The sequence below is a fragment of the Mesorhizobium sp. ISC15 genome (assembly GCF_037162615.1).
Lineage (GTDB): Bacteria > Pseudomonadota > Alphaproteobacteria > Rhizobiales > Rhizobiaceae > Mesorhizobium > Mesorhizobium mediterraneum.
Window position 1 is genome coordinate 1,034,231 of sequence record NZ_JAVSPX010000001.1, and the last position, 26,200, is coordinate 1,060,430.

The 26,200-nt window shown below is 63.3% G+C and carries 27 protein-coding genes; 7 read left to right on the plus strand and 20 right to left on the minus strand.

Going from position 1 to position 26,200, the window contains the following annotated elements; translation table 11 throughout:
- The first annotated feature begins 138 nt into the window (after nucleotides 1-138).
- A complete protein-coding gene (locus tag RPG13_RS05165; RefSeq protein ID WP_095485116.1) occupies nucleotides 139-489 on the plus strand; it encodes a hypothetical protein in 351 nt (116 codons plus the stop codon).
- Here the strand turns inward: RPG13_RS05165 and RPG13_RS05170 are convergent.
- The gene (locus RPG13_RS05170; protein ID WP_095484912.1) at nucleotides 473-1,684 is read right to left on the minus strand and encodes a GGDEF domain-containing protein; all 1,212 of its coding nucleotides are present in this window, start codon (nucleotides 1,682-1,684) and stop codon (nucleotides 473-475) included. The genes RPG13_RS05165 and RPG13_RS05170 overlap by 17 nt on opposite strands.
- Nucleotides 1,685-1,760: 76 nt before the next feature.
- Nucleotides 1,761-2,972: a GGDEF domain-containing protein gene (locus tag RPG13_RS05175; RefSeq protein ID WP_292222436.1), complete on the minus strand. Its 1,212-nt coding sequence runs from the start codon at nucleotides 2,970-2,972 to the stop codon at nucleotides 1,761-1,763.
- A gap of 179 nt (nucleotides 2,973-3,151) precedes the next feature.
- Between RPG13_RS05175 and RPG13_RS05180 the strand changes: the two genes are divergently transcribed.
- Entirely contained in the window at nucleotides 3,152-3,463 is a 312-nt protein-coding gene (locus RPG13_RS05180) for a hypothetical protein (RefSeq protein WP_095484910.1), read from the plus strand.
- Between the two features lie 83 nt (nucleotides 3,464-3,546).
- Here the strand turns inward: RPG13_RS05180 and leuC are convergent, their stop codons facing one another.
- From leuC to rplS, 5 genes are all read right to left on the minus strand, one after another.
- Nucleotides 3,547-4,956 (minus strand): 3-isopropylmalate dehydratase large subunit, encoded by a 1,410-nt coding sequence (leuC, locus tag RPG13_RS05185; RefSeq protein ID WP_095484909.1) that lies wholly within the window; start codon nucleotides 4,954-4,956, stop codon nucleotides 3,547-3,549.
- Nucleotides 4,957-5,355: 399 nt separating this feature from the next.
- On the minus strand, nucleotides 5,356-5,991 hold the full coding sequence (locus RPG13_RS05190; protein ID WP_337124531.1) for a class I SAM-dependent DNA methyltransferase: 636 nt from the start codon (nucleotides 5,989-5,991) through the stop codon (nucleotides 5,356-5,358).
- Nucleotides 5,992-6,047: 56 nt separating this feature from the next.
- A complete protein-coding gene (locus RPG13_RS05195) occupies nucleotides 6,048-6,863 on the minus strand; it encodes an amino acid ABC transporter permease (protein WP_095484906.1) in 816 nt (271 codons plus the stop codon).
- A 263-nt stretch (nucleotides 6,864-7,126) separates the two neighbouring features.
- Nucleotides 7,127-7,924, minus strand: a complete 798-nt coding sequence (locus tag RPG13_RS05200; protein ID WP_126104347.1) for a transporter substrate-binding domain-containing protein — start codon at nucleotides 7,922-7,924, stop codon at nucleotides 7,127-7,129.
- A gap of 255 nt (nucleotides 7,925-8,179) precedes the next feature.
- Nucleotides 8,180-8,719, minus strand: coding sequence for a 50S ribosomal protein L19 (gene rplS, locus RPG13_RS05205; protein ID WP_095484904.1), 540 nt, complete (start codon nucleotides 8,717-8,719; stop codon nucleotides 8,180-8,182).
- 317 nt (nucleotides 8,720-9,036) lie between these two features.
- Here rplS and RPG13_RS05210 point away from each other — a divergent pair, with 317 nt between their 5' ends.
- Nucleotides 9,037-9,789, plus strand: a complete 753-nt coding sequence (locus RPG13_RS05210) for a sulfite exporter TauE/SafE family protein (protein WP_095484903.1) — start codon at nucleotides 9,037-9,039, stop codon at nucleotides 9,787-9,789.
- On the opposite strand, the gene trmD is transcribed toward RPG13_RS05210, so the two are convergent.
- Nucleotides 9,771-10,469, minus strand: coding sequence for a tRNA (guanosine(37)-N1)-methyltransferase TrmD (gene trmD, locus RPG13_RS05215; RefSeq protein ID WP_292627200.1), 699 nt, complete (start codon nucleotides 10,467-10,469; stop codon nucleotides 9,771-9,773). The genes RPG13_RS05210 and trmD overlap by 19 nt on opposite strands.
- Nucleotides 10,466-11,065: a ribosome maturation factor RimM gene (gene rimM / locus RPG13_RS05220; protein ID WP_337124532.1), complete on the minus strand. Its 600-nt coding sequence runs from the start codon at nucleotides 11,063-11,065 to the stop codon at nucleotides 10,466-10,468. The genes trmD and rimM overlap by 4 nt, the downstream gene beginning before the upstream one ends.
- Before the next feature lie 145 nt (nucleotides 11,066-11,210).
- On the opposite strand from rimM, the gene RPG13_RS05225 reads away from it, so the two are divergent.
- From RPG13_RS05225 to RPG13_RS05235, 3 genes are all read left to right on the plus strand, one after another.
- On the plus strand, nucleotides 11,211-12,149 hold the full coding sequence (locus RPG13_RS05225) for a tyrosine recombinase XerC (protein ID WP_337124533.1): 939 nt from the start codon (nucleotides 11,211-11,213) through the stop codon (nucleotides 12,147-12,149).
- 112 nt (nucleotides 12,150-12,261) lie between these two features.
- Nucleotides 12,262-12,474, plus strand: a complete 213-nt coding sequence (locus tag RPG13_RS05230; RefSeq protein WP_245461542.1) for a hypothetical protein — start codon at nucleotides 12,262-12,264, stop codon at nucleotides 12,472-12,474.
- Between the two features lie 170 nt (nucleotides 12,475-12,644).
- Nucleotides 12,645-12,860 (plus strand): hypothetical protein, encoded by a 216-nt coding sequence (locus tag RPG13_RS05235; protein ID WP_292222416.1) that lies wholly within the window; start codon nucleotides 12,645-12,647, stop codon nucleotides 12,858-12,860.
- A 131-nt stretch (nucleotides 12,861-12,991) separates the two neighbouring features.
- Here the strand turns inward: RPG13_RS05235 and RPG13_RS05240 are convergent, their stop codons facing one another.
- The 10 genes from RPG13_RS05240 to mdh form a co-directional block, all read right to left on the minus strand.
- Nucleotides 12,992-13,243: a hypothetical protein gene (locus RPG13_RS05240; protein WP_292222414.1), complete on the minus strand. Its 252-nt coding sequence runs from the start codon at nucleotides 13,241-13,243 to the stop codon at nucleotides 12,992-12,994.
- A 211-nt stretch (nucleotides 13,244-13,454) separates the two neighbouring features.
- Entirely contained in the window at nucleotides 13,455-14,861 is a 1,407-nt protein-coding gene (gene lpdA / locus RPG13_RS05245) for a dihydrolipoyl dehydrogenase (RefSeq protein ID WP_126104344.1), read from the minus strand.
- A gap of 40 nt (nucleotides 14,862-14,901) precedes the next feature.
- The gene (locus RPG13_RS05250; RefSeq protein ID WP_126104343.1) at nucleotides 14,902-15,657 is read right to left on the minus strand and encodes an SDR family oxidoreductase; all 756 of its coding nucleotides are present in this window, start codon (nucleotides 15,655-15,657) and stop codon (nucleotides 14,902-14,904) included.
- On the minus strand, nucleotides 15,654-16,184 hold the full coding sequence (locus tag RPG13_RS05255) for a hypothetical protein (protein ID WP_370453350.1): 531 nt from the start codon (nucleotides 16,182-16,184) through the stop codon (nucleotides 15,654-15,656). The genes RPG13_RS05250 and RPG13_RS05255 overlap by 4 nt, the downstream gene beginning before the upstream one ends.
- Nucleotides 16,185-16,208: 24 nt before the next feature.
- Nucleotides 16,209-17,510 (minus strand): 2-oxoglutarate dehydrogenase complex dihydrolipoyllysine-residue succinyltransferase, encoded by a 1,302-nt coding sequence (gene odhB / locus RPG13_RS05260; protein WP_126104342.1) that lies wholly within the window; start codon nucleotides 17,508-17,510, stop codon nucleotides 16,209-16,211.
- A 50-nt stretch (nucleotides 17,511-17,560) separates the two neighbouring features.
- Nucleotides 17,561-20,548, minus strand: coding sequence for a 2-oxoglutarate dehydrogenase E1 component (locus RPG13_RS05265; RefSeq protein ID WP_095484893.1), 2,988 nt, complete (start codon nucleotides 20,546-20,548; stop codon nucleotides 17,561-17,563).
- Nucleotides 20,549-20,671: 123 nt separating this feature from the next.
- Nucleotides 20,672-21,574: a succinate--CoA ligase subunit alpha gene (gene sucD, locus RPG13_RS05270; protein WP_095484892.1), complete on the minus strand. Its 903-nt coding sequence runs from the start codon at nucleotides 21,572-21,574 to the stop codon at nucleotides 20,672-20,674.
- Nucleotides 21,575-21,638: 64 nt separating this feature from the next.
- On the minus strand, nucleotides 21,639-22,010 hold the full coding sequence (locus tag RPG13_RS05275; RefSeq protein ID WP_095484891.1) for a cupin domain-containing protein: 372 nt from the start codon (nucleotides 22,008-22,010) through the stop codon (nucleotides 21,639-21,641).
- Nucleotides 22,011-22,014: 4 nt separating this feature from the next.
- Nucleotides 22,015-23,208, minus strand: coding sequence for an ADP-forming succinate--CoA ligase subunit beta (sucC, locus tag RPG13_RS05280; protein ID WP_126104340.1), 1,194 nt, complete (start codon nucleotides 23,206-23,208; stop codon nucleotides 22,015-22,017).
- Nucleotides 23,209-23,239: 31 nt separating this feature from the next.
- On the minus strand, nucleotides 23,240-24,208 hold the full coding sequence (mdh, locus tag RPG13_RS05285) for a malate dehydrogenase (protein ID WP_095484889.1): 969 nt from the start codon (nucleotides 24,206-24,208) through the stop codon (nucleotides 23,240-23,242).
- 239 nt (nucleotides 24,209-24,447) lie between these two features.
- Between mdh and RPG13_RS05290 the strand changes: the two genes are divergently transcribed.
- Nucleotides 24,448-24,876 carry a GNAT family N-acetyltransferase gene (locus RPG13_RS05290; protein ID WP_095484888.1) on the plus strand — a complete coding sequence of 143 codons (429 nt, stop codon included), beginning with the start codon at nucleotides 24,448-24,450 and terminating at the stop codon, nucleotides 24,874-24,876.
- Here the strand turns inward: RPG13_RS05290 and zapE are convergent.
- Complete coding sequence (zapE, locus tag RPG13_RS05295) at nucleotides 24,873-26,075, minus strand: cell division protein ZapE (protein ID WP_126104339.1); 1,203 nt, start codon at nucleotides 26,073-26,075, stop codon at nucleotides 24,873-24,875. The two genes, RPG13_RS05290 and zapE, sit on opposite strands and share 4 nt — an antisense overlap.
- Nucleotides 26,076-26,200: the final 125 nt, after the last annotated feature.

Here is a 26,200-nt window from a genome sequence, read left to right on the forward strand (position 1 = left end):
ACCGCGGCCGCCCAGGCGCCGGATATTAACCATGTTTGCCGAGACCTGACGGCTAGCAGGGCTAGCCTCTTAACAAAGGTTAATAAAAGGTTAATTTCCGAGTCAGAGGAAGTTCGCCTCTGACAAATGGAGGACGCCATGCGTTCGAACTCAGGCAGATCGCGCCTTTCGGCGCTCATCTTGATGGCGGTGGCCATCGGCTTCGCAGCACCGGCACTCGCCGGGACGCGCGACCGCGTCTACGCCGATTCCTTCGGAAATCTGGTCATCGAGAGCGCCGCCGGCTACAAGCGCATCCTCGTTGGCGAGGGCAACCTGGCCAAGGAACTGTCGGACTACACCGGCGCCGGTCAGCCCAAAATCTATGAAAACGAAGCGGATGACGTCAGCAGCCGCGACTGTTACAGGCCACCGGTTTTCGTGAAAGGCCGCAGCTACATGTACGGCCTTTCCGACGGCGAGATGCCCGAACTCAGCCCCTGCCGCTGATTCTGTCAGGCGTCGCCACCGGGGTCTGCAGGGCTGGCTCTAACGCAATACGCACGCGATCGCGCCCGCCGCGCTTGGCTTGGTAAAGCGCTTCGTCCGCGCGCCGCATGAGATCGGCGAAACCCTCGCCCGGTTGAAGCTCGGCAACGCCGAAGCTGGCGGTGCACCGATGGTCCGCCGGCAGGCAGTCGATCGGCAAGGCACCGAAAGCGCTGCGTGTCCCTTCGGCAAGGAGCCGCGCCGCGGCGAGGTTGGTCCCCGGCAGTATGATGGCGAACTCTTCTCCGCCGATGCGGCCGGCGACGTGATGGTCGGCGGCGGCGTCACGCAGGAAACCAGCAAAGGTCCCGATGACCCGGTCACCGGACGCATGGCCGAAACTATCGTTGACGCTCTTGAAATGATCGAGGTCGGCGATGACCAGGGCGACCGGGACGCCCTTGCGCACGGCGTCGCGCATCGCGAGCTCCGCGTGACGTTCGAAGCCGCCCCGGTTGAACAACCTTGAAAGCGTGTCCGTCTCCGACTTCGACGTCGCCTCGGCGAGCACATCGCGGACCAGGATGATCAGAACAAGAAGCGCGATTGCCATGGCGAACACAGTGCCAAGCGATTGCGACACCAGAGCGTAGTCGCTCCGCATATAGGCCTGCGGATTGACGCCCCAGCCACCCAGAGCGTGGGCGATGAACGGCTTGCTCACGAATTGCAGGGCGCTGGCCGCCAGAACGGCCATGAGCACACGGTCGAGCCGGTCGCGTTTTTGCCTGGACGACCAGACGATGCCGAGGCCGACGAACTGCATGGCCGCATAGGGGAGCTGGTAGGCCATCATGCGGGCGAGCGACTGACGTGGCAGATCCTGCACGAAATACACTGTGACGGTGGCTGCAAGTAAGAAGAGAAGCATCGGACGCCAAGGCGTCGCCACGCCGTATTTATGGGCGAGCCCAGCATTGAAGACGATGGTGGCGCCGAGGAAAACGGCGAAAGCCGTAACGACCGCAGGTCGCGCATTGTCGAAGACCGGAATGCTGAATTCGACGATGTAATAGCCCACGCCGAGCAGATAGCCGAGGGCCAGCCAGCGTGCCGACACACGCCCTACATCGTAGAACGCGATCGTCATGAAGGCTGCGGCCAGCAGGCCGGCAACGAACAGGTTGATTGCAAGGATGAAGCCTGCGCCGCCCATGTGATTTTCGCACTCCCTGCGAAAGCAAATCACGGACGGGCGAAAAAGACGTTAATGCGAACCCAAGCGCGTATGATCAGCCGGCTTTGAGCGGTTCCACGACGGATACCGATTCCGGCTGTTCATAGGCCGACCGTTCATAAGATAGCCGCACGCTGTCGCGGCCATTCCCTTTGGCTTTGTAGAGCGCCTCGTCGGCGCGGCGCATCAGCGGCTCAAGTCCTTCGTCGCCGGTGCGAGCCGTCACACCGAAGCTCGCGGTCACTCTTGTGCCGGGCGGAAGCCCGTCGACGCTGCCCGCCGAATAGAGCGTGCGAATGGCTTCGGCAAACAGCCTTGCCGCGCCGAGGTCGCTCAGCGGCAAAAGCACGGCGAACTCCTCGCCACCGATACGGCCGGCGACGCCGCCCGTGCCGGCAGCCGATAGAAGCTTGGCGGCGAAGTCGGCGATCACGCGATCGCCCGCCGCATGCCCGTGAAGGTCGTTGAGCGCCTTGAAATGATCGAGGTCGGCGAGCACCAGCGCGACCGGCATTTTGGCGGTGGCGCAGTGAAGCAGGAGAAGCCTGGCGCGCTCCTCGAAGCCGCGGCGGTTGAGCAGGCCCGACAGCGGATCGGTATACGCCTCGGCCTTCAGCGCCTTCATCACATCGAGCGCCGCCGCGCAGAACAGGCAAAGCGCGATGAGCAGCGACAGCAGCGCATGCGACAGCAACGCCGTCGTCCAGTAGGACGAGGCGTAAAAGCCGTCATAGCTGGTGAAGGGTCCGTGCGCGATGATGACGGCCAGTGTCCGCACGAAGAAATTCAGGCCGGAAAGCAGCGACAGCACGAACAGGATCATTTCGGTCGGACCCCTGCCGCGCACCGGGCGCAGTTCGGCCGCCACAAGCAGGCTGAGGCCGCCGAAGCCAAAATTCATCGCCAGGATCCGCCAAGTGAGGTCTGGCTGAACGAACAGGAACCAGCAGAATGCGGTCAGGCCGCCGCCCGCCAGAACGCCGATCCCGACATAGGGCACGCGCCGCCCATAGCGTGCCACGATCGCGCTGCAGAGGCAGCAGGCGGCAAAGGTGAAGCATGTATTGGAGAGCAGCTTGGTCGGCGCCATGCCGACGGGCAGGGTGAAGTACTGCAACAGGAACCCCGCCGCCGAGAGCGAGTAGCTGGCGGCGAGCACAGCCAGATAGGGGCGGTGGCGCTGGTAGAACCACAGCACGAGAAACACCGCGCCGAGCGCAAGCGCGATCGTCGGATTGAGCAACGCTACCAGCAAACCGGTGTCCAAAGGACCGTGACCCCCACGCTTCCGCCAGGGAAGACCTTAGGGCGGAAGCCCAAACAAGCGGTTAAGTCCAAGCAAGCCGTTGAGCAAAGTCGAATATGCGCCGGGTCGCCCATGAAGCTGATGCGCGGAACTTGAAACCGCGATCGGCGTTTTCCAGCAGCAATCGATGGAGACGCTTCATGGCCGATACGATCATGCTGACTGATCACGAAGCAATTCGCTCATGGGTCGCGGCGCGCGCCGGATTTCCGGCAATCGTCGACGTGTCGCCCGAAACGGGAACGCAAGCCATGCTGAGGCTGGTCTTCGGCCAGCACGCTTATCAGGACCAGGATCTGGGCGAACGTCCGGTCAATGCGGGCGGCTACGAGCTGGTCGAATGGGACGAATGGTTCAAGCTCTTCGACGAACGTCAGCTGGCACTCGTAGTCGCTGCGGAGCAACCCGGCCGGCGTGAGCAATTCCATGAGTTCGTAAGGCGCCCGGCGTGAAGAAAACCCGAACCGCATCGCGGTTCGGGTTCTGGCATGCACTCAACTGTGGCGGCCCGAGTTATTTCCACTCACGCCTGAATCTATTTCCACTCACGGATATCGACGAAGTGGCCGGCGATCGCCGCTGCTGCCGCCATGGCCGGCGACACCAGATGGGTGCGGCCCTTGAAGCCCTGGCGGCCCTCGAAATTGCGGTTCGAGGTCGAGGCGCAGCGCTCATGCGGCTTCAGGCGGTCGTCGTTCATGGCAAGGCACATCGAGCAGCCCGGCTCGCGCCAATCGAAGCCGGCGGCGAGGAAGATCTTGTCGAGACCTTCGGCCTCCGCCTGCTCCTTCACCAGGCCTGACCCCGGCACGATCATCGCATCGACATGCGGGCTGACTTTTTTGCCCTCGACCACCTTGGCGACGGCGCGCAAATCCTCGATGCGACCGTTGGTGCAGGAGCCGATAAAGACGCGGTCGAGCGCTATGTCGGTGATCTTGGTGCCTGGCGTCAGGCCCATGTAGTCGAGCGCGCGCTGCTTCGAGGTGCGCTTGTTTTCGTCGGCGATATCGTCGGGGTTCGGCACGATGCCCTGGACCGAGACGACGTCCTCGGGCGAAGAGCCCCAGGAGACGATCGGCGGCAATTTCGCCGCGTCGAGCACGACCACCTTGTCGAAATGCGCGCCTTCGTCGGACTGCAGCGTCTTCCAGTAGGTAAGCGCGGCGTCCCACGCCTCGCCCTTGGGAGCGCGCGGCTTGTCTTTGACATAGGCGAAGGTCGTCTCGTCGGGCGCGATCAGGCCGGCCCGGGCGCCGCCCTCGATCGACATGTTGCAGATGGTCATGCGGCCTTCCATGGACAGCGCCCGGATCGCCTCGCCGGCATATTCGATGACATAGCCGGTGCCGCCGGCAGTGCCGATCTCGCCGATGATCGCCAAAATGATGTCCTTGGCGGTGACGCCTTCCGGCAGCACGCCGTCGACGCGCACCAGCATGTTCTTGGCCTTGCGCTGGATCAGCGTCTGCGTGGCCAGCACATGCTCGACTTCCGAGGTGCCGATGCCATGCGCCAAAGCACCGAAAGCGCCGTGCGTCGAGGTGTGGCTGTCGCCGCAGACGATGGTCATGCCGGGCAGAGTAAAGCCCTGCTCGGGGCCGATGATGTGGACGATGCCCTGGCGGATGTCCTTTTCGGAATAATATTCGACGCCAAAATCCTTGGCATTCTTGGCCAGCGCCTCGACCTGGATGCGGCTTTCCTCGTTCTTGATGCCGAACTTGCGCTCGGGCGAGGTCGACACATTGTGGTCGACCACGGCCAGCGTCTTTTCAGGATGGCGGACCTTTCTGCCGGTCATGCGCAGGCCTTCGAAGGCTTGCGGGCTGGTCACTTCATGGACGAGGTGGCGGTCGATATAGAGCAGGCAGGTGCCGTCGTCCTGGCGGTCGACGACATGGTCGTCGAATATCTTGTCGTAGAGGGTGCGCGGTGCGCTCATGTGCGTAAATCCGTCGATATGAAAATGGGAAGGACAAGCGCCGGCTAGCCGGCGAACACGGCCTAGCGAAGTCGGCTGGTCAGAGCGCCGGAAACGCGCGCGGAGAATCGCGACGGCAGGCGTTTTCTATCCTGCAGCACGAAGCCCTTGTAGGCCGGATCGCCAAAAAGCTGTTCCATGGCGTGGCTCATATCAATGTTTTGGGTTTTCGGCAATTGGTAGGGTGTGGCGCGGCTTCCCCTTCTCCCCTTGTGGGAGAAGGTGGATCGGCGCGCAGCGCCGAGACGGTTGAGGGGTGCTGGACGGATCGCTGTCGTTGCCAAGCTGGAACACCCCTCATCCGACCGAGCTTCGCTCGGCCACCTTCTCCCACAGGGGGAGAAGGGAAAGTGCCGCCCCTCAAAGCACTTCAAACACGAACGTCTTCACCAGCGCCTCGGGTTCGGCGATGGCATAGCAGCGGAACCATGGGCTTTCTTCGACCGGCCGCCATTTCTTCGCCTGCTCCAGCTCGGCAAAAACGTCACGAAAGCCGCCGCTCTCGAACACCTGGTCGCGAACGGTGAAGATGGCATGGCCGCCCTTCTTGGTGATGCGCACCAGTTCATGCAGGCCGGAAGCCGGCGCGTGGCTGAGGGTGAACACGCCGGTCGAAAAGAAGGCGCGGAAATACCCGTCGGGCCAAGGCAGCGGACCGCCGAGCATCGCCTGTTTCAACTCGCTGTAGGCCTGCCGGCTGCTGGCGATTTTCAGCATGTCCTCCGACAGGTCGAGCCCGGCAATGTCCTGATAGCCCAGCGCCTTGAGCGACGGTCCCGACAGGCCCGTGCCGCAGCCGGCGTCGAGCAGCGGCCCCTCGCCCGATGGCACATGGCGCGCCACCCAGGCGGCGATCAGGAACGGCAGGAGATAGCCGAGCGAGGCGGTTTCGCTGTCATAGGTCGCAGCCCATGCGGCATAAGCTTGCGCCAGCGCTTCCGGTGTATCCGCCGTATAGACGGACTCCAGCGCCGCATTGGCTTTGTCGATGTTCATGGATCAATTCCTCCGCAACCGGGCAGGTCAATCGTAGCGCCGTCTTCGCCTGCCTTCTATTCCTCATGCTGGCGGCGCAACCGCTTCTCCAGCGCCCGCAAGGCCAGCGACAGGCCAACCGTCAGGATGAGATAGATATAGGCGACGATCGAATAGGTTTCGAAGAAGCGAAACGAGCCGGCGGCGTAGATCTTGCCCATCTGGGTGATGTCGGCGACGCCGAGCACCGAGACCAGCGACGAATCCTTGACCATGGCGACGAAATCATTGCCGAGCGGCGGCAAGATGGTGCGGATCGCCTGCGGAAAGACGATCAGCCGGAAACGCTGCGTGCGCGTCAGCCCCAGCGCCTTCGCCGCCTCGATTTGGCCCTTCTCGACCGCCTGGATGCCGGCGCGGAAGACCTCCGAGATGAAGGCCGAGTAGCCGATGGTCAGCGCCATGATGGCGCGCCACAGCAGCGACACGTCTCGCACCAGCAGCTCGCCGAAGACGCCGGCGCTTTGCAGCGGCGCGGTCAGCGCGTTCCATGCCGCGACGAAAGCTGGCGCGCCGGCAAACGCGATCCAGAACAACAGCACCAGGATTGGCACGCCGCGGATGATCTCGACATAGAAACGAGCGATCTGGCGCAGCCAGCGCGACCCCGACAGTCCCATCAGCGCAATGCCGAGTCCGATTGCGGAGGCTAGCGCGAAGGCGACCACGGTGACGAAGACAGTGATGCCGATGCCCTTGGCGACGGTCGCGAAAACCTGGGCGTAGAGGTCGCTTGCGGCGATGAAGATGGCGGCGGCCACGGCGAGCGCGATCGCCGCGGCAAGCCACCAGGGAAAGTCGGTTTTGGAGGTGGAAGACGCGGGCGTTGCCATCAGGCGACGCCGGTGAAGCAGACATCGCGAAGGCATGGTGCCAAGGCACCCCCCTCTGTCCTGCCGGACATCTCCCCCTCAAGGGGGGAGATTGGCTGTTCATTCTGCTTTCGCCAATCTCCAACGTTAGAGAAAAAGCGCGGCCAGCGAAGCTGCCAATCTCCCCCCTTGAGGGGGAGATGTCCGGCAGGACAGAGGGGGGTGGACGAGCGCGGAGTCAGCGCGAGTTCCTGCGCATCACCCAACGTGCGCAACAATGGAAGCTACTGCCCCATCTTGTAATCAAGGAACCATTTCTTGTTGAGCGCGTCGAGCGTGCCGTCGGCCTTCAGTGCGGCGATCGCCGCATTGACCGGCTTCACCAGATCCGAGCCTTTCGGGAAAATAAAGCCGAAATCCTCGGTGCCGAGCGGCCCGCCGATCAGCTTCAGCCCGCCATTGGACGCCTCGACATAGCCCTTGCCGGCAGTGCCGTCGGTCAAAACGACATCGACGTCACCAGTCTTCAGCGCCTGCACCGTCGCACCGAACGTCTCGAACAGTTTGATGCGCGGGTTCTGCTCATTGCCGTCGAGCACGCTGTAGACGGCGGTGTAGAAGGGCGTGGTGCCGGCCTGCGCGCCGATCAGCCCATCCTTGAAGGCGCCGAAGGTCTTGGCGTCGGTGAAGCGCTTCTCGTCGCCGCGCACCAGCATGAACTGTTCCGAGCGCATATAAGGGTCGGAGAAATCGACCTTCTGCTTGCGGTCGTCTTTGATGGTGATGCCGGTCATGCCGATGTTGTACTGGTTGTCGGAAACCGCCTGGATCATCGCGTCCCAGGAGGTGTTCTGGTACTCGACCTGGAAATTCAGCCGCTTGGCGATCTCGTTCATCGCGTCATATTCCCAACCGATCTGCTTGCCGGTCTTGGCGTCGATGAACTGCAGCGGCGGATAGGCGTTCTCCGTCACTACCACCACCTTCTTGCCGCCGAGATCGGGCAGCGCCTGCGCCAGGGCGACGACGGGCGCGAGAATCAGAGCCAACAGGCCGGCCAACAGCAGTTTCGATTTGGTCATGACACACCCCAAGAACTTGAACAGCCTGGACATTGTCGAGGCTTGCAGGAAAACCCGGCGCCGACTTTAGCTTTCCGTTAGCGGCTTGCAAGCCGGTCCGATGGGCCGCTTTGCGCTAAAACGGATTCTAATGCTTCCAACCGAGCGCTTGCGCAACGATTCGTGCCTTGCGGATCAAACCCCGTCCGGCGCGTCACCTCAGGGACAAAAAAGGCGGCCGAAGCCGCCTTTCCGAAGCACGGTTGTTGAAAAAACTTATTCGGCGACAGCCGCTTCCGCAGCCTTGGCGGCCTCGTCGGCGGCCTTCTTCTCGGCGGCGTCCTGGGCTGCCTTCTCGGCGGCCAGCGCCTGCGCGGCGGCCACCTTCTCGGCCTCGATGCGGGCCTTTTCGGCGTTCAGCGCATCGCGCTCCTCATCGTTCAGCTTGCGGGCGCGCACGCCGGTGTTTTCCGAAATACGGGCCGACTTGCCGCGGCGATCGCGCAGGTAGTAAAGCTTGGCGCGACGCACCTTGCCGCGGCGCACGATCTCGACGCCCTCGACCATCGGCGAATAGACCGGGAACACGCGCTCCACGCCTTCGCCGTAGGAAATCTTGCGAACGGTGAAGCTCTCCTGGAAACCGGCGCCGGCGCGGGCGATGACGACACCCTCATAAGCCTGGACGCGGGTACGGGTGCCTTCGGTCACGCGGACCTGGACGCGCACGGTATCGCCGGGCTGGAATTCGGGAAGCTTGCGCTTGGCTTCGATCTTGGCGGCCTGTTCGGCCTCGAGCTGACGGAGGATGTCCATCTCAGTAATCCACTTCTTGTTCTTCCGACAGTCAGAGCGTCCGACACTCGCTTTGCAGTTCCATTGACCACTCGGCTATGCCCTTCGTTCGCGAGAACATCAGGCAGGGGCGACTACACCGCCATTGTTGACGGGTCCGGCAGATTTTTCTTCCGGTTCGGGCGGGCACATACAGCTATTTCGACGCTTTGTCACGCCTTTGCCGTGTTCTTTTTTGGTCGTTGGCCGACATTGCAATCTTTCAGCAGGGGTTGCGTCGAAGGCCCAAGCTTTTTAAGGCGGGTAAAACGTGACTTTCCTCCGGCGGCAATACCCCCATGCCAGTTCTCGATGCGGCCCTGCTCTTTTTCGCGGGCTTTCTCTCAGGTGCCGTCAACGCGATAGCTGGCGGCGGGACGTTCGTAACCTTCGGCGCCATGACGCTGGTCGGCTTGCCGCCGATCGTCGCTAACGCGACCTCGTCGGTGACACAGTTTCCCGGCTACATCACCTCGACGCTCGCCTACTGGTCCGACATCAAGCATTTCTGGCGCACGGCGTTGCTGCTCGGCCTCATATCGGCTTTCGGCGCGCTGGCCGGTGCGCTCATCCTTCTGGCGCTCGACAATCCGTCGTTCCGCGTCCTGGTGCCATGGCTGCTGCTGGCGGCGACCGCGCTATTCGCCGCCGGGCCGTGGCTGAAGCCGGCACCCAAGCCGGGGCATGAGGCCGCGGTGGGTTCGCTGGTCGGCTCCCTGGCGCAATTCGCCACCGCAGTCTATGGCGGTTTCTTCGGCGCCGGCATGGGCGTCATGATGCTGGCAACGCTCGGCCTCACCCAGCCCGGCGACTATCACCGCCTGAACGCGCTGAAGAACATGCTGGCCGTGGTCATCGCGGCGATAGCCATCCTGGTCTTCGTCTCCGGCGGCGTGATCGCCTGGCCGCAAGCGATCATCATGATACCGGGCGGCGCGCTGGGCGGCTATGCCGGCGTCTGGATCGCCAAGCGCGTGCCGCAAATTGCCGTGCGCGGCTTCGTGGTTGGGATCGGCGTGTTCCTGGCCTTTTACTATTTTGCCAAGGGCTGAGCGGCTAACAGGTCAGGCCGCCTTTCCCTGGTCAGCTTTTCCGACTCAGCGCGCCGCCATGCGGCGATCTTCTTGTGATTGCCCGAGGTGAGAACCTCGGGGATTTGCCGGCCCTCGAATTCCTGCGGGCGCGTGTAGTGCGGATGTTCGAGCAGGCCGTTTTCAAAACTCTCTTCATCGCCTGATACCGCATTGCCCATCACGCCGGGCAACAGCCGCACCACGGCGTCGAGCAGCACGAGCGCTGCCGGCTCGCCGCCGGACAGGATGAAGTCGCCGACCGAGACCTCCTCGAGCCCACGCGCGTCGATCACCCGCTGGTCGACGCCTTCGAAGCGTCCGCAGACGATGACGACGCCCGGCCCGGCGGCCAGTTCGCGCACGCGGGACTGCGTCAGCGGTTTTCCACGCGGACTCATCAGCAGCCGTGGCCGTGGATCACCCGGTGGCGAGGCATGGTCGATCGCCTTGGCCAAAACGTCGGCGCGCATCACCATGCCGGCGCCGCCACCGGCCGGTGTGTCGTCGACGGTGCGGTGGCGGTCGCTGGCGAAATCGCGGACCTGGATTGCTTCCAGCTCCCACGTGCCAGCCTCCAGCGCTCTGCCGGCCAGCGACAGGCCGAGCGCGCCGGGAAACATCTCCGGATAGAGCGTCAGCACCGAGGCCGAAAAACTCACCGGTTGCCCCCGGCATCCTTCGGTCCGCGCGGCCTGCCCTTCGGGTCGAAACCCTCGCGGCCGGGAACCTCGCCATCCTCGTCCTCCACGAGGCCGGCGGCCGCCGGATCGACGCGGATAAAACCCTCAGTGATCGACACGTCAGGCACGGCGGCCTGCGTGAACGGGATCAGCACGCCTTTGCGCTCGCCAAGCATCACATCGAGAATGTCGCCGCCACCGAAATTATGCACGGCCACGACCTTGCCGATGTCAGCACCGGTATCGTCCCGGACCGCCAGCCCGACGAGATCAGCATGATAGAATTCGTCCTCTTCGCCATCGTCCGGCAGCATCGAGCGGTCGACGAACAATTCCGTGCCGGCAAGCGCCTCGGCGGCGTTGCGGTCGCTGATGCCCTTGAAGCGCACCACGACGACCGTGTTGGCCGGCCTGATGTCGACGATCTGGAAGGCGCGGCCGTCCCTGGCATAGAGCGGCCCGTAGTCGGCCAGCGCCAACGGGTCACCGGTGAAGGTTTTCACGCGCAACTCGCCCTTGATGCCGTGGGCGGCGCCGATCACGGCCATCTGGACGGGGTTTTGCGGTTTGGTCATCGGCGGAAAAATCCTTTGGCCTTGCTCTAGCTCCAGCCTCTTGTCATTTCAATGACGCGGCTCTTCACCGCTTCCTAACCCGGCTGCCGGAAGATGGCCCAGAATTGGAAGAACGAATTGGAAGAACGGAATATCGAAAGAGCCAATGCAGCAATTTCTTATTCCAGCCAAACCAGACCTTCAGGCGGCCCGCGAAACCTGGCTGAAGATGCTGGCGCGCGAACGCCGGCTGTCGCCGGAAACCGTGGAAGCCTATGAGCGCGACACGCGCCAGTTCCTGCACTTCCTGACCGGCCATTGCGGCGGCTCGCCCGGCATTTCGGATATCGCCGATCTGCGCCCGGCCGATCTGCGCGGCTTTCTCGCCGCCCGCCGCGCCGGGGGCGCCGGCGCCCGCACGCTCGGGCGGGGGCTCGCCGGCATCCGCTCGTTGCTGCGCTTTCTGGAGCGGCGCGGTCTCGTCAATGCGGCGGGCGCTGCGGCACTGCGCGCGCCACGTCAGCCGAAGTCGCTGCCCAAGCCGCTGACGGCCAGCGATGCCAAACACGTCGTTTCGGTGGAAGGCCAGCTGGCGGAGGAGCCGTGGATCGCCGCCCGCAACGCCGCCGTCCTGACGCTGCTCTACGGCTCGGGCCTGCGCATTTCCGAGGCGCTCGGATTGTCGGGCGCCGATCTGTCGTCGGCTGCCGATAGCGTGCTGCGCGTCACCGGCAAGGGCGGCAAGACCCGGCTGGTTCCGGTGCTGCCGCTGGCGCTGAGGGCGATCGCCGAATACCGCCGGCTCTGCCCCTATCATCTCGATCCGAAGGGCCTGCTGTTTCGCGGCGCCCGCGGCGGCCCGCTCAATCCGGCCATCGTCCAGCGCGACATGGCGAAGCTGCGCTCGGCGCTCAATCTGCCCGATACCGCCACGCCGCACGCCTTGCGCCATTCCTTCGCCACGCATCTGCTTGGGCGCGGCGGCGACCTGCGCACCATCCAGGAACTTTTGGGACATGCCAGCCTGTCGACGACGCAGATCTACACCGGCGTCGACACCGCGAGGCTGCTCGAAATCTACGAAGCCGCCCATCCGCGGGCGTGAGCGACGTGCAGGCCTGCAAAGTCCGGACAGCGCACGCGCAACGAGCCCCGTTCAAGACAATTTGGATAAGCCGGTTAACCGTTTCGCCGCTTTTTTAGGCCTAGAAAGAGCCATGAAACGCGTCATCGCCATTACCGACCGCGCGGCTTTTGTGTCGCTGAAGCTGCTTGTGGTACTCAACGCCCTGTTTCTTGTCTCTTTTCTCGTCGTCGCGTTGCTCGCGGCCGGCAAGGCGCACGCCGGGAGTCCGGCTTGCGGCGGCGCCGACATGCTGTCGAGCTTGCTGAAGGACAGTCCGGCGGGCTGCGCCGCATCGAGAAAATGACTTTTCGCCGGCCCCAACAAGTTATCGATCATGCCGGGCCGATCCCTCGCTGCCTTCATGACGCCCTGCATCCTCTCAACGCGGGAGGTCCGGTCGAGGATTTCCCCAAGGCCGCCTGAACCTGACCGTCGTTTACTGAGTTGCACGGTTGAGTTGCGGACCAGGAAGACATGATTCCGATCGATGCCTTCCCGAATCAGGACGCGAGGGCGGCGGTCCGGTCTTGGTGCAAGATGGCTGAAAAGGCTCGTTTTGGCTCGATCTCCGCCAATTTTGCGAGGGAAATGCGTGCGGACAAACGATTCCAGGCGCAGATTGCCCTGTTTTCGGCGTTTTCGATACCTAGCGTGAAACCTGTTCAACGATTGCGCGTTGATTTGTGTTGATTGATACTTTTCATCCACGGAGGACACTTTTATGGCGAATCCAAACGACCCGTATACCACTCCGACCCCCCCTCCCAAGTCGGGTGGCGGCGGCAGCGGCTGGCTGATTGCCCTGGTTGTCGTTATCCTGGCTATTGTCGCTTACTATATTTTCGGAAGAAGCGGTGAAACGCCAGCGCCTGCTGAGCCGCCGGCCGCCAGCACGCCAGCCCCAGCGCCCGCAGAACCGGCGCCTGCACCGGCCCCGGCGCCCGCAGAACCGGCACCTGCCCCGGCCCCGGCAGAACCTGCGCCAGCCCCGGCACCCGCAGAGCCTGCTCCGGCGCCTGCACCTGCACCGGCTCCGGCGCCTGCAGAGCCAGCGCCTGCTCCGGCGCCCGCACCAGCCCCGGCGCAGTGATCGGCTGCTGACTTCAAATACGAACGGCCCGCTGAAAAGCGGGCCGTTTTGCTTTGAGCCATCAGATGGCTGCCGGAGTAGCTTAGAGCAATTCCAGGAAAAGTGCGCAGCGGTTTTCCGTCCGGAATTGCGTAAAAACAAAGACTTAGAGCGGTTCGTCGATTCTATCAAAAGCTGAACCGCTCTAGGACGGCCTACATATGGATCGGCTTGAAGAAGGTCGCCAGTGCCGCTTCCTTCACCGCCTCCGACATCGTCGGATGGGCGTGGCAGGTGCGGGCAAGATCTTCCGACGAGCCGCCGAACTCCATCAGCACCGCCGCCTCGTGGATCATCTCGCCGGCGCCGAAGCCGACGATGTGGACGCCGAGCACGCGATCGCTCTGCTTGTCCGCCAGGATCTTCACGAAGCCGTCGGTATGCAGCATGGCGCGCGCCCGGCCATTGGCGCTGAACGGAAACTTGCCGGCCTTATAGTCGATGCCGGCCGCCTTCAGCTCTTCCTCGGTCTTGCCGACCGAGGCGATTTCCGGACTGGTGTAGACGACGTTCGGGATCACCTCGTAGTTCACATGGCCGGCCTGGCCGGCGATGGTCTCGGCCACCGCCACCCCCTCGTCCTCGGCCTTGTGGGCGAGCATCGGCCCGGCGATGACGTCGCCGATGGCGTAGATGCCGGGCACATTGGTCTTGAGATGGCCGTCCGTCTTGACCCGGCCGCGCTCGTCGACATCGACGCCGGCTTCCTTCAGCCCGAGACTGTCCGAATAGGCCCGACGTCCCGTCGCGATCAGCACCGCATCCGCCTCGATGGTCTCGGCAGCACCCCCCTTGACCGGCTCGAAGGTGACGGTGACACCCTTCTTGGCCTTGGCGACACCGGTCACCTTGGCGCCGAGCCTGAATTCGATGCCTTGCTTGGACAGCATGCGCTGGAACTGTTTGGCGACCTCGCCGTCCATGCCGCCCAGTATGGTGTCGAGGAACTCGACGACGGTGACCTTGGCGCCGAGCCGCGCCCATACCGAGCCGAGCTCCAGCCCGATGACGCCGCCGCCGACCACCACAAGATGGCCCGGCACCTTGTCCAGCGCCAACGCGCCGGTCGAGGACATGATCACCTTCTCGTCGATGTCGACCTTGACGCCGGGAATGCCGGCGACGTCGGAACCGGTGGCGATGACGATGTTCCTGGTCTCGATCTCCTCGACCTTGCCGTCCTCGCCGGTCACCGACACCTTGCCGGCGGACAAGACCTTGCCGGTGCCGCGAAACGAGTCGATCTTGTTCTTCTTGAACAGGAAGGCGACGCCGTTGACGTTGGACGCCACGGTCGCGTCCTTGTGCGCCATCATCTTCCCGAGATTGAGCTTCGGCGCGCCGATCTCGACGCCCAGCGTGTCGAAGGAATGGCCGGCCTCGGCGAACATCTCGGAGGCATGCAGCAGCGCCTTGGACGGAATGCAGCCGATGTTGAGGCAGGTGCCGCCGAAGGTCGGGTTCTTCTCGACCACCGCCGTCTTCAGGCCGAGCTGTGCCGCCTTGATGGCGCAGACATAGCCGCCCGGTCCCGATCCGATGATAACGACGTCATAAGCCATGATACTATCCTTCTGGTCTGGCACTCAGCCTTGGCTGGGATTAGCGGCCGCCGCCCACTTCCAAATTCGCGCCTGTCGTAAAGGACGCCCCGTCCGACAGGAGCCAAAGAATTGCCGCGGCGACCTCTTCGGCGGTTCCCGCCCTCTGCATGGGCACGAGGTGACGCATCCTCTCGACGCGATCCGGCTGCCCGCCCGAGGCGTGAATTTCGGTGTCGATGATGCCTGGACTGACCGCGTTGACGCGAATGCTTTCGCCGGCCACTTCGCGCGCCAGGCCAATGGTGAAGGAATCGATCGCACCCTTCGAGGCGGCGTAGTCGACATATTCGCCCGGCCCGCCAATTCTCGCAGCAATCGAGGAGATATTCACGATAGCGCCGCCCTTGCCGCCATGGCTGGTCGACATGCGCTTCACCGCTTCGCGGGCACAGAGCATGGAGCCAATGATGTTGACGCGCATCATGCGCTCCAGCCGTGCTCCGCTCATTTCGTCGACACGCGCCCTCCGGTCGACCACGCCAGCATTGTTGACGAGCGCATCGAGCGAGCCGAAGGTGCCATCAATCCTCTCGAACATCGCCTGAATATCGGCCTCGCTGCCGACGTCGCCCTTGATGGCCAACGCTTCGCCGCCATCCTGCGCGATTGCCTCGACAAGCGCCGTGGCAGCAGCCTCATTCGAGGCATAGTTGACCACAACACGGTATCCAGCCTTGGCGGCAAGCCTGGACGTGGCGGCGCCGATGCCGCGGCTGCCGCCGGTCACCAGCAGCACTTTTTTGGTCGCGCTCATTCCTGACAGCCCTTCAACGAAAAAACATCCCACGGCACTTTCGAAAACCCGTTGGTGCCATAGGCGGCCGACATCTGCAGCGACGGTCCGAGGTCGGGAAAGATAAGAGTCTTCGGCGCGGCCACGCCTTCGGCTGGCAGCAGAGCGATGTTGCCCTTGTCGTCAGCACTGTAGACGACCCCCTCCCACACCGTGCAAGCGGCAAGTTCGTCGCCGGTGACGTCGCCTGTCGGGCATTTGTACATCAGCGAACCATGCGGCCGCGCCACGCCTTCCGTCCACATGACGATGCCGTCGAGCACGACACTGTTGTCGAGCACCATCTTGAACGTGTTGGTGACAACAGCCGATTCCATGGTCGGCCTGAAATCGATCTCGGCGACGTGTTCGGCATCGCCATAGACGGCGAGCTCAAGCGGGCAGGCGGCGTGCGCCGTCGATGCCGTCAGCGCAAGGCCGGCCACGCACAGCGTGAAAAACAATCCGGAGCGCAACCGAGAGAAGCTCGTTCGGTGGCGCAGATCCATTCTCCGGCTCACCTCGACCGACCCTTAGAGATCGAGCACCAGCCGTTCCGGATCCTCCAGGCTTTCCTTGACCCGCACCAGGAAGGTCACCGCTTCCTTGCCATCGACGATGCGATGATCGTAGGAGAGCGCCAGATACATCATCGGCCGGATCACGATCTGGCCGCCGACCACCACCGGCCGCTCCTGGATCTTGTGCATGCCCAGAATGCCCGACTGCGGCGCGTTGAGGATCGGCGTCGACATCAGCGACCCGTAAACGCCGCCGTTGGAAATCGTAAACGTGCCTCCTTGCATATCCGCCACCGACAGCTTGCCGTCACGCGCGGCGATGCCCAGCCGGCCGATATCCTTCTCGATCTCGGCGATCGACATCTGGTCGGCATCGCGCACCACAGGCACGACAAGGCCTTTTTCGGTGCCGACGGCGACGCCGATATGGGCGTAGTTCTTGAAGATGATGTCGGTGCCGTCGATCTCGGCATTGACCGAAGGGATCTCCTTCAGCGCATGGGTGACGGCCTTGGTGAAGAAGCCCATGAAGCCCAGCTTCACGCCGTGCTTCCTCTCGAACACATCCTTGTATTTGGTCCTGAGCGCCATCACCGCGCTCATGTCCACCTCGTTGAAGGTGGTCAGCATGGCGGCGGTCGACTGCGCTTCCTTGAGGCGGCGCGCGATGGTTTGCCGCAGCTTGGTCATGCGCACACGCTCTTCGCGTGATGCGTCATCGGCCGAGGACGGCGCACGGGCAGCGACCGGTGCAGGCGCCTTCGGCGTCTCAGCCGGTTGCGACGGCGCGCCCCTGGCGATTGCGTCGAGCACGTCGCCCTTCAGCACCTGGCCGCGCTTGCCGGAACCCGAGACCTGGTCGACCGCGAGATTGCTCTCGGCCAGCAGCTTCGCCGCCGCTGGCGCCGGCGGCATCGTGCGCGCCTCGATTGGCCCGGCATCGCCGGCGATCTTGGCGGTTTCGGCCGCGGCTTGCTTGACGGTTGATGCGGCGGTCGGTGCCGAGGCTTGCGATACCGCGTCCTGCCTCGGTTCGGAAGTTGACGCCTTCGCGGGCGCTGCCGCTTTTGCCCCGTCGCCTGCCGAAATCATGCCGAGCAAAGCGCCGACCTCGACCGTCTCGCCTTCCTTGACCGCGATCTCGCTGAGCGTTCCTGCGGCCGCGGCCGGCACTTCCACCGTTACCTTGTCGGTTTCGAGCTCGACCAGCGGCTCGTCGGTGGCGATCGCGTCGCCCACCTTCTTGAACCATTTGCCGATGGTCGCCTCGGTGACGGATTCGCCAAGAGTGGGGACGCGGATTTCGGTAGCCATTGTGCCTGTCCGTTTTTCTGTCGGTTCTGTTCTATTCGCCGAGCTCTGTTCTATTCACCGAGCGCGTCTTCGAGCAAGGCGGCAAGCTGGGCGAGATGCTTCGACATCAATCCGGTCGCCGGCGACGCGGCGGCCGGCCGGCCGGTATAGCGCACCCGCTGATGCTTGGCGTCGATATGCGCCAGCACCCATTCCAGATAGGGATCGATGAACGACCAGGCGCCCATGTTCTTGGGCTCCTCCTGGCACCACACCATCTCGGCGTTGCGGAAGCGTGACAGTTCGGTGATCAGCGCCTTGGCCGGGAACGGATAGAGCTGTTCGACGCGCAGCAGATAAATGTCGTTGATGCCGCGCTTCTCGCGCTCCTCGTAGAGGTCGTAATAGACCTTGCCCGAGCAGAGCACGACGCGGCGGATCTTCGAATCCTTGGTGAGCTTGATCGCCTGGCCGGGGAGCTGCTGGGCATCGTCCCACAACAGCCGGTGGAACGCGCTTTCGCCCGACATCTCCGGCAGCGTCGACACCGCCCGCTTGTGGCGCAGCAGCGACTTCGGCGTCATCAGGATCAGCGGCTTGCGGAAATCCCGCTTCAACTGCCGGCGCAGGATGTGGAAGTAGTTGGCCGGCGTCGTGCAGTAGGCCACCTGCATGTTGTCTTCGGCGCAAAGCTGCAGAAAGCGCTCGAGCCTGGCCGACGAATGCTCCGGCCCTTGGCCTTCATAGCCATGCGGCAGCAGGCAGACGAGCCCCGACATTCTGAGCCACTTGCGCTCGCCCGACGATATGAACTGGTCGAACACCACCTGGGCGCCGTTGGCGAAATCGCCGAACTGTGCTTCCCAAAGCGTCAGCGCCTTCGGCTCGGCCAGGCTGTAGCCATATTCGAAACCGAGCACGGCCTCTTCCGACAGCATCGAGTTGATGACCTCGAAGCCGGCCTGCGCCGCCGACAGATTGTTGAGCGGAATGTAGCGTGTCTCGTCGCGCTGGTCGTAGAGCACGGAATGGCGTTGCGAGAACGTGCCACGCTCCGAATCCTGTCCCGACAGCCGGACCGGATTGCCGTCGAGCAGGATGGCGCCGAAGGCCAACGCCTCGGCCGTCGACCAGTCGATGCCTTCGCCCGACTCGATCGCCTGGCGGCGGTTCTCGAGAAACCGCATGATCGTCTTGTGGGCCGCGAAATCCTTCGGCACCTCGGTCAGCTTCTTGCCGATCTCCTTCAGGGTCTTGACCGGCACGGCGGTCTTGCCGCGCCGCTGTTCGTCCTGGTTGTCGGCCGTGCGCAGGCCAGACCAGGCGCCATCCAGCCAGTCGGCCTTGTTGGGCTTGTAATGCTGGCCGACCTCGAATTCCTGCTCGAGATGTGCCCGCCAGTCGGCCTTGAGCTTGTCGAATTCGGCCTGGGTAAGGTGGCCTTCGGCGATCAGCCGGTCGGCATAGATCTGCACCGTCGTCTTGTGACTGCGGATGCTGCTGTACATGATCGGCTGGGTGAAGGCCGGCTCGTCGCCTTCATTGTGGCCGAAGCGGCGATAGCAGAACATGTCGACCACGACAGGCTTGTGGAACTTCATGCGGAATTCGATCGCCACCTTGGTGGCATGGACCACGGCTTCCGGATCGTCGCCATTGACGTGGAAGATCGGCGCCTCGATCATCTTGGCCACATCCGACGGATAGGGCGACGAGCGCGAGAAGCGCGGATTGGTGGTGAAGCCGATCTGATTGTTGATGATGAAATGCAGCGTGCCGGCGACACGGTGCCCGCGCAGGCCCGACAGGCCGAGGATTTCGGCAATCACGCCCTGGCCGGCAAAGGCGGCGTCGCCATGCAGGAGCAGCGGCAGCACCTTGGCGCGCTCTTCCAGCGGCACGATCTCTTCGCGACTGCGGCCGAACAGAGAGTCCTGCTTGGCCCGCGCCTTGCCCATCACCACCGGATCGACGATTTCCAGGTGCGAGGGATTGGCGGTCAGCGACAGGTGCACCTTGTTGCCATCGAACTCGCGGTCCGACGAAGCGCCGAGATGGTACTTCACGTCGCCCGAGCCCTCGACCTCGTCGGGTGCGGCCGAGCCGCCCTTGAATTCGTGGAAGATGGCGCGGTGCGGCTTGGCCATCACCTGGGAGAGCACGTTCAGCCGGCCGCGATGCGCCATGCCGAGCACGATCTCCTTCATGCCGAGCTGACCGCCGCGCTTGACGATCTGCTCCAGTGCCGGGATCAGCGCCTCTGCGCCGTCGAGGCCAAAGCGCTTGGTGCCCTTGTACTTGACGTCGATGAACTGCTCGAAACCTTCGGCCTCGACCAGCTTCTGCAGGATCGCCTTCTTGCCGGTGGCGGTGAAGGAGATCTCCTTGTCGGTGCCCTCGATGCGCGCCTGGATCCAGGCCTTCTCCTCGGGATCGGAAATATGCATGAACTCGACGCCGAGCGTCGAGCAATAGGTGCGGGTCAGGATGTCGAGCATCTGCCGGATGGTGCCGAATTCGAGCCCGAGCACGTTGTCGAGGAAAATCGGGCGATCGTAATCGGCTGATGTGAAGCCGTAATTTTCCGGCGATAGCTCGTTATAGTCCTCGAGCGGCTTGGCGATGCCGAGCGGATCGAGATTGGCGTGCAAATGGCCCCGCATGCGGTAGGCGCGGATCATCATGATGGCGCGCACGGAATCGCGCGTCGCCTGGTGCACGTCGGCGTCGGAAAGGGCGACGCCGTTCATCACCGCCTTGTCCTGGACCTTCTTCTCGATGTGCTTCTCGACGATGCCCCAATTGCCGTCGAGCGCCGACACCAACTCGCCATTGGCCTGCAACGGCCACGAGGGCTTAGCCCATGAGGCGCCCTTGGCATTCTTGCGAACATCGCCGGCGTCGTCCTTCAGCGCCGCGAAGAAATCCTGCCATTCGGGGTCGACCGAAGAGGGATCGTCCTCATAGGCGGCGTAGAGCGCGTCGATATAATCGGCATTGCCGCCATAGAGGAAAGAGGTAAGCGAAAATTGGTCGTTGGCCTGATCTTGTCTTGCCATTTTTTCAGCGGAGCCTGGCTCCGTCTCCTGTTTTGGAGGGGAGTAGGGCAATAGGGCAGTATGGGAGTAGGGCAATGCCCTCGTCTTGTCCCTACCGCCCTACTGCCCTACTCCCTTACTGCCCTAACCTTTGATCGCCTCGACCAGCGTCGTGCCGAGCCGGGCCGGCGAGGGCGAAACTTTTATCCCGGCCGATTCCATCGCCGCGATCTTGTCCTCGGCGCCGCCCTTGCCGCCGGAGATGACGGCGCCCGCATGGCCCATGGTGCGCCCGGCCGGCGCCGTGCGCCCGGCGATGAAACCGGCCATCGGCTTCTTGCGGCCACGCTTGGCTTCGTCCTTGAGGAACTGCGCGGCGTCTTCCTCGGCCGAGCCGCCGATCTCGCCGATCATGATGATCGATCGGGTCTCGTCGTCGGCGAGGAACATCTCCAGCACGTCGATGAACTCCGTGCCTTTGACAGGGTCGCCACCGATGCCGACGGCGGTGGTCTGGCCGAGGCCGACATTGGTGGTCTGGAACACTGCCTCATAGGTAAGCGTTCCCGAGCGGGAAACAACGCCGACGGAGCCCTTGCGGAAGATGTTGCCGGGCATGATGCCGATCTTGCATTCGTTGGGGGTCAGCACGCCCGGACAGTTGGGACCGATCAGCCGCGATGTCGAGCGGTCGAGCCGCGCCTTGACCTTGATCATGTCGATCACCGGGATGCCCTCGGTGATGCAGATGATCAGCGGGATCTCGGCTTCGATCGCTTCCAGGATCGCCTCGGCGGCGCCCGCCGGCGGCACATAGACGACAGAAGCGTTTGCGCCGGTCTTCGCCTTGCCTTCAGCGACGGTGGAAAAGATCGGCAGGCTCTCGCCCTTGGCGCCGGTCCACGTCTCGCCGCCCTTCTTGGGGTGGATGCCGCCGACCATTTTCGTCCCGTGATAGGCCAGCGCCTGCTCCGTATGGAACGTGCCGGTCTTGCCGGTCAGGCCCTGCACGAGCACCTTGGTGTTCTTGTCGACGAGAATGGACATGGTGGTCCTTTTTACAAACCGTTGATCGAGGAAGGCTGCGTGGTCATCGTCAGAGATGCCATGGTCAGAGCCGCTTGAGATCGGCGACGGTGAGGTCGCTCTTGGCGTTGCCGGTGTTGAGTGTCGTCGCCGGCTCGAACATCAGCACCACCGGCTCCTCGCTCAGCGAGCGCGGGCGGTGCTCGACGGACCGCGGCACGACGATGAACTCGCCGCTGCCAAGCTCCACCGTGCCGTCGCGGAAATCGATGGCGATGCGGCCGCGCAGCACGAGGAACGCTTCGTCCTCGTTGTCATGCGCATGCCAGTCGAAGACATCGCCGAACTTGGCGATCTTGACTTGGGCATCGTTGACGTCGCCGGCGATATGCGGATCGAAGACCTTTTTGATCTTCGCATCCGCCGCCTCGACCAGGTTTATCTTGTGCGGAGGCACCAGATCAGCCCTTCACCGCCGCCACGATTTTCTTCGCGGCATCGTCGAGGTCGTCGGCCGAGACGACATTGAGGCCACTGTCATTGATGATCTTCTTGCCGAGTTCGGCATTGGTGCCTTCCAGCCGCACCACCAGCGGCACCTGCAGCCCAACTTCCTTGACTGCTGCGATGACACCTTCGGCGATGATATCGCACTTCATGATGCCGCCAAAAATGTTGATCAGGATGCCTTTGACCGCCGGATCCTTGGTGATGATCTTGAACGCCGCCGTCACCTTCTCCTTCGACGCGCCGCCGCCGACATCGAGGAAGTTGGCCGGCTCGGCGCCATAGAGCTTGATGATGTCCATCGTCGCCATGGCAAGGCCGGCACCATTGACCATGCAGCCGATATTGCCGTCGAGCGCGACATAGGCGAGGTCGTATTTCGACGCCTCGATCTCCTTTTCGTCCTCTTCGGTGATGTCGCGCAGCTCCATCACGTCGGGATGGCGGAACAGCGCGTTGTTGTCGAACGACACCTTGGCGTCGAGCACGCGCAGCCGGCCGTTCTTCATGACGATCAGCGGGTTGACCTCGAGCAGGCTCATGTCCTTCTCCAGGAAGGCCTTGTAGAGTATCGGGAACAGCGTCTCGCTGTCCTTGGCGGCGTCGCCGTCGAGCCTCAGCGCACCGTTGAGTTCTTTCAAATCATTCGCCGTCACGCCCTTTTCCGGGTCGATGGCGACGGTGATGATCTTTTCCGGCGTGTCGTGGGCGACTGCCTCGATGTCCATGCCGCCCTCGGTCGAAACGACGAAGGCGATGCGGCCGACCGAGCGATCGACCAGCAGCGACAGATAGAGCTCGCGGTCGATGTCGGCGCCGTCCTCGATATAGAGGCGGTTGACCTGCTTGCCCGCCGGGCCGGTCTGCTTGGTGACCAGCGTGTGGCCGAGCATCTCGTTGGCGTTGGCGACGACATCGGCGACCGACTTCGCCAGCCTGACGCCACCCTTGGCGTCGGGGCCGAGCTCCTTGAACTTGCCCTTGCCGCGGCCGCCGGCATGGATCTGGCTCTTCACCACATAGAGCGGGCCGGGCAGCGCCTTGGCGGCGGCTTCCGCCTCGCTTGCCTCGAACACCGGCACGCCCTCGGCCACCGGTGCGCCAAAGCCCTTCAGCAGCGCCTTGCCCTGATATTCATGGATGTTCATGCGCGTTGTCTCCGGGTCACTTGGCGGCGGGTCACTTGGCTGCGAGATGCGGAGCGATCTTGACGCAGGCCTCGCACAGGCCCTGCACCGCCGCCACCGAACTGTCGAACATCTTCTGCTCGGGCTTGCTGAGCTCGATCTCGATGATGCGCTCGACGCCGCCGGCGCCGATCACCACCGGCACGCCGACATAGGTGTTCTTGACACCATACTGGCCGGAGAGATGCGCAGCACACGGCAGCACGCGCTTCTTGTCCTTGAGATAGGCTTCGGCCATGGCGATCGCCGAGGCGGCCGGTGCGTAGAAGGCCGAGCCGGTCTTGAGCAGGCCGACGATCTCGGCGCCGCCGTCGCGGGTGCGCTGCACGATCTGGTCGAGCTTTTCCTTCGAGGTCCAGCCCATCTTGATGAGGTCGGGCAGCGGGATGCCGGCGACCGTCGAATAGCGGATCATCGGCACCATGGAATCGCCATGGCCGCCGAGCACGAAGGCGGTGACATCCTCGACCGACACCTTGAATTCCTCGGCCAGGAAATAGCGGAAGCGCGAGCTGTCCAGCACGCCAGCCATGCCGACGACATGGCTCTTCGGCAATCCTGAGAACTTCTGCAACGCCCAGACCATGGCGTCGAGCGGGTTGGTGATGCAGATGACGAAGGCTTTCGGCGCGTATTTCTTGAGACCCGCGCCAACCTGCTCCATGACCTTCAGGTTGATGCCGAGAAGGTCGTCGCGGCTCATGCCCGGCTTGCGCGGCACGCCGGCGGTGACGATGCAGACGTCGGCGCCCTCGATGCCGGCATAATCGTTGACGCCGGTCAGCCTGGAGTCGAACCCATCGACCGGCGATGACTGCGCGATATCCAGCCCCTTGCCTTGCGGGATGCCCTCGGCGATATCAAACAGCACAACGTCGCCGAGATCCTTGAGGCCGATCATATGGGCGAGCGTGCCGCCGATCATGCCCGAGCCGATGAGCGCTATCTTGTTGCGTGCCATGTCAGGATGTTTTCCCTTTAGACTGTGACGGCGCCCCAATCTTTAACGACTTGGGATGACGACGTCGAGGAAGGAGGCCGGAATGCTGCGGGGAAGCCGCGGGATTTCGCCGCACCCAATAGCCCCGGTGCAAAAAAAATTCAAACGATTATTTCGGAGTGAATAATTTCAATCGGTTAGAAACAACGGGAATTACGTAAGCGTCAAAAGAATTAAGCCGACTTTGGGATATTTACACAATGAAGATGGAAATAAGAAGGCTGCTTCCCGGCGATGACGCCCTTGTGATGCGGGTCGCCGAAGACGTGTTCGACGAGCCGGTGAGGCCTGATCGCCTTGCCGCCTACCTCGCCTCACCAGGACATTTCATGATTGTGGCGCTCGCCGACGGCGTGGTCGTCGGCCAGTGCGCTGCCGTCATCCACCGCCATCCGGACAAGGTGAGCGAACTCTACATCGACGAAGTCGGCGTGGCGCCGGCCTTCCAGCGCCAGGGCACAGCGACAAGAATGCTCGACGCCATGTTTGCGCTCGGCCGCGAGCATGGCTGCGAGGAGGCCTGGGTCGGCACCGAGCCGGACAATGTTGCCGCTCGCGCACTGTATGAGGCGCGAAGGGAGCCGCATGGCGAGGCGGAAGGCTTTGTCATGTATGTTTATCGACTCTAGGCCTGAGCCTGTTGCGCTTCCGGCGACGGCGGCGGCGCACTCTGCCGTTTCGCCCAGTCCTCCAGCCATTCGTGGCTCTGCATCTCGATCAGCCGTGACGCCGTGCGCTCGAACTCGAAGACCTCGGTGCCGCGCTTGGCCGTGTAAAGCTGCGGTGGCGGTGCAGCGGCGCTCACCACCAGCCGCACATGATGATCGTAGAGCGTGTCGATCAGCAGAATGAAGCGCTTGGCCTCGTTGCGGCTGCCTTCGCCGAGCACCGGCACATGATCGATGAAGATGGTCGAGAAGCGGCTGGTAATCGCCAGGAAATCGCGGGCGCCGTGCGGTTTCTCGCAGAGATCGGCAAAAGAAAACCGCGCCGCATCGCCGGCAGCACGCGGCACCACGATCTGCCTGCCCTTTACCGTCAGCGCCGCCGCCTCCGTCGGCCTGCCATGCGTCATCACCTCCCAGGCCTCGTCGAGGACAGCATCGGCGGCGGCATCGGCGGGGGTGACATAGACCGGCAGGCGGCTGAGCTTGTCCAGCCGATAATCCTTGTCGGCGTCTAGCGCCAGCACCTGCGCATTCCGCTCCAGGGTGCCGATGAAGGGTAGGAAAAGCTTGCGGTTCAAACCGTCGCGGTAGAGATCCTCCGGCGCGACATTGGACGTGGCGACCAGCACGACGCCGTTGGCAAACAGCGCCGAGAACAGTCGGGACAGGATCATCGCATCGGCGATGTCGGTGACGGAAAACTCGTCGAAGCACAGCACCCAGGCTTCCTCGGCCAGCGAGCGGGCCACCGGCGCGATCGGGTCGTCTTCCCTGACGGTGCCATTCTTGCGCTCCAGCCGATGCTTCTGGATGCGGTCCTGCACATCGGCCATGAAGTCGTTGAAGTGCACACGGCGCTTGCGCCTGACCGGCACCAGCTCGAAGAACATGTCCATCAGCATGGTCTTGCCGCGGCCGACGCCGCCATGGATGTAGAGGCCCTTGACGGCCTCGCGCGTCTCGCGCTTGCGGGCGAACAGCCAGCCCAGCGCGCTCGATTTGTGCGCCAGCCGCTTTGCCGAAATCTCATCGATCAGCCGGTCGAGTGCCGCGACAATCCGCTCCTGTGCCGGATCGCGGTCGATCAGGCCCGTATCGACCAAATGGTCGTAGCGCTGCCGGACGGTCGCATGGGTCTGAAGGCCGTCACGCAGATGCATCGGTCACGTCGTTCTGAAGTATGATCCCGAAAAGTTGCAGACTTTTCGGACAAGATCATACGCAAAAAAAGACTTAGAGCAGGATGACCGACTCAATTTGAATTCATCCTGCTCTAGAGCAATCC

Bases quoted from the DNA above. Each gene is read 5' to 3' on its own strand.
- RPG13_RS05165 (WP_095485116.1), top strand. From the start codon at position 139: ATGCGTTCGAACTCAGGCAGATCGCGCCTTTCGGCGCTCATCTTGATG.
- RPG13_RS05170 (WP_095484912.1), bottom strand. From the start codon at position 1,684: ATGGGCGGCGCAGGCTTCATCCTTGCAATCAACCTGTTCGTTGCCGGC.
- RPG13_RS05180 (WP_095484910.1), top strand. From the start codon at position 3,152: ATGGCCGATACGATCATGCTGACTGATCACGAAGCAATTCGCTCATGG.
- leuC (WP_095484909.1), bottom strand. From the start codon at position 4,956: ATGAGCGCACCGCGCACCCTCTACGACAAGATATTCGACGACCATGTC.
- RPG13_RS05190 (WP_337124531.1), bottom strand. From the start codon at position 5,991: ATGAACATCGACAAAGCCAATGCGGCGCTGGAGTCCGTCTATACGGCG.
- RPG13_RS05195 (WP_095484906.1), bottom strand. From the start codon at position 6,863: ATGGCAACGCCCGCGTCTTCCACCTCCAAAACCGACTTTCCCTGGTGG.
- RPG13_RS05200 (WP_126104347.1), bottom strand. From the start codon at position 7,924: ATGACCAAATCGAAACTGCTGTTGGCCGGCCTGTTGGCTCTGATTCTC.
- rplS (WP_095484904.1), bottom strand. From the start codon at position 8,719: ATGGACATCCTCCGTCAGCTCGAGGCCGAACAGGCCGCCAAGATCGAA.
- RPG13_RS05210 (WP_095484903.1), top strand. From the start codon at position 9,037: ATGCCAGTTCTCGATGCGGCCCTGCTCTTTTTCGCGGGCTTTCTCTCA.
- rimM (WP_337124532.1), bottom strand. From the start codon at position 11,065: ATGACCAAACCGCAAAACCCCGTCCAGATGGCCGTGATCGGCGCCGCC.
- RPG13_RS05225 (WP_337124533.1), top strand. From the start codon at position 11,211: ATGCAGCAATTTCTTATTCCAGCCAAACCAGACCTTCAGGCGGCCCGC.
- RPG13_RS05230 (WP_245461542.1), top strand. From the start codon at position 12,262: ATGAAACGCGTCATCGCCATTACCGACCGCGCGGCTTTTGTGTCGCTG.
- RPG13_RS05235 (WP_292222416.1), top strand. From the start codon at position 12,645: ATGATTCCGATCGATGCCTTCCCGAATCAGGACGCGAGGGCGGCGGTC.
- lpdA (WP_126104344.1), bottom strand. From the start codon at position 14,861: ATGGCTTATGACGTCGTTATCATCGGATCGGGACCGGGCGGCTATGTC.
- RPG13_RS05250 (WP_126104343.1), bottom strand. From the start codon at position 15,657: ATGAGCGCGACCAAAAAAGTGCTGCTGGTGACCGGCGGCAGCCGCGGC.
- RPG13_RS05255 (WP_370453350.1), bottom strand. From the start codon at position 16,184: ATGGATCTGCGCCACCGAACGAGCTTCTCTCGGTTGCGCTCCGGATTG.
- odhB (WP_126104342.1), bottom strand. From the start codon at position 17,510: ATGGCTACCGAAATCCGCGTCCCCACTCTTGGCGAATCCGTCACCGAG.
- RPG13_RS05265 (WP_095484893.1), bottom strand. From the start codon at position 20,548: ATGGCAAGACAAGATCAGGCCAACGACCAATTTTCGCTTACCTCTTTC.
- sucD (WP_095484892.1), bottom strand. From the start codon at position 21,574: ATGTCCATTCTCGTCGACAAGAACACCAAGGTGCTCGTGCAGGGCCTG.
- sucC (WP_126104340.1), bottom strand. From the start codon at position 23,208: ATGAACATCCATGAATATCAGGGCAAGGCGCTGCTGAAGGGCTTTGGC.
- mdh (WP_095484889.1), bottom strand. From the start codon at position 24,208: ATGGCACGCAACAAGATAGCGCTCATCGGCTCGGGCATGATCGGCGGC.
- RPG13_RS05290 (WP_095484888.1), top strand. From the start codon at position 24,448: ATGAAGATGGAAATAAGAAGGCTGCTTCCCGGCGATGACGCCCTTGTG.
- zapE (WP_126104339.1), bottom strand. From the start codon at position 26,075: ATGCATCTGCGTGACGGCCTTCAGACCCATGCGACCGTCCGGCAGCGC.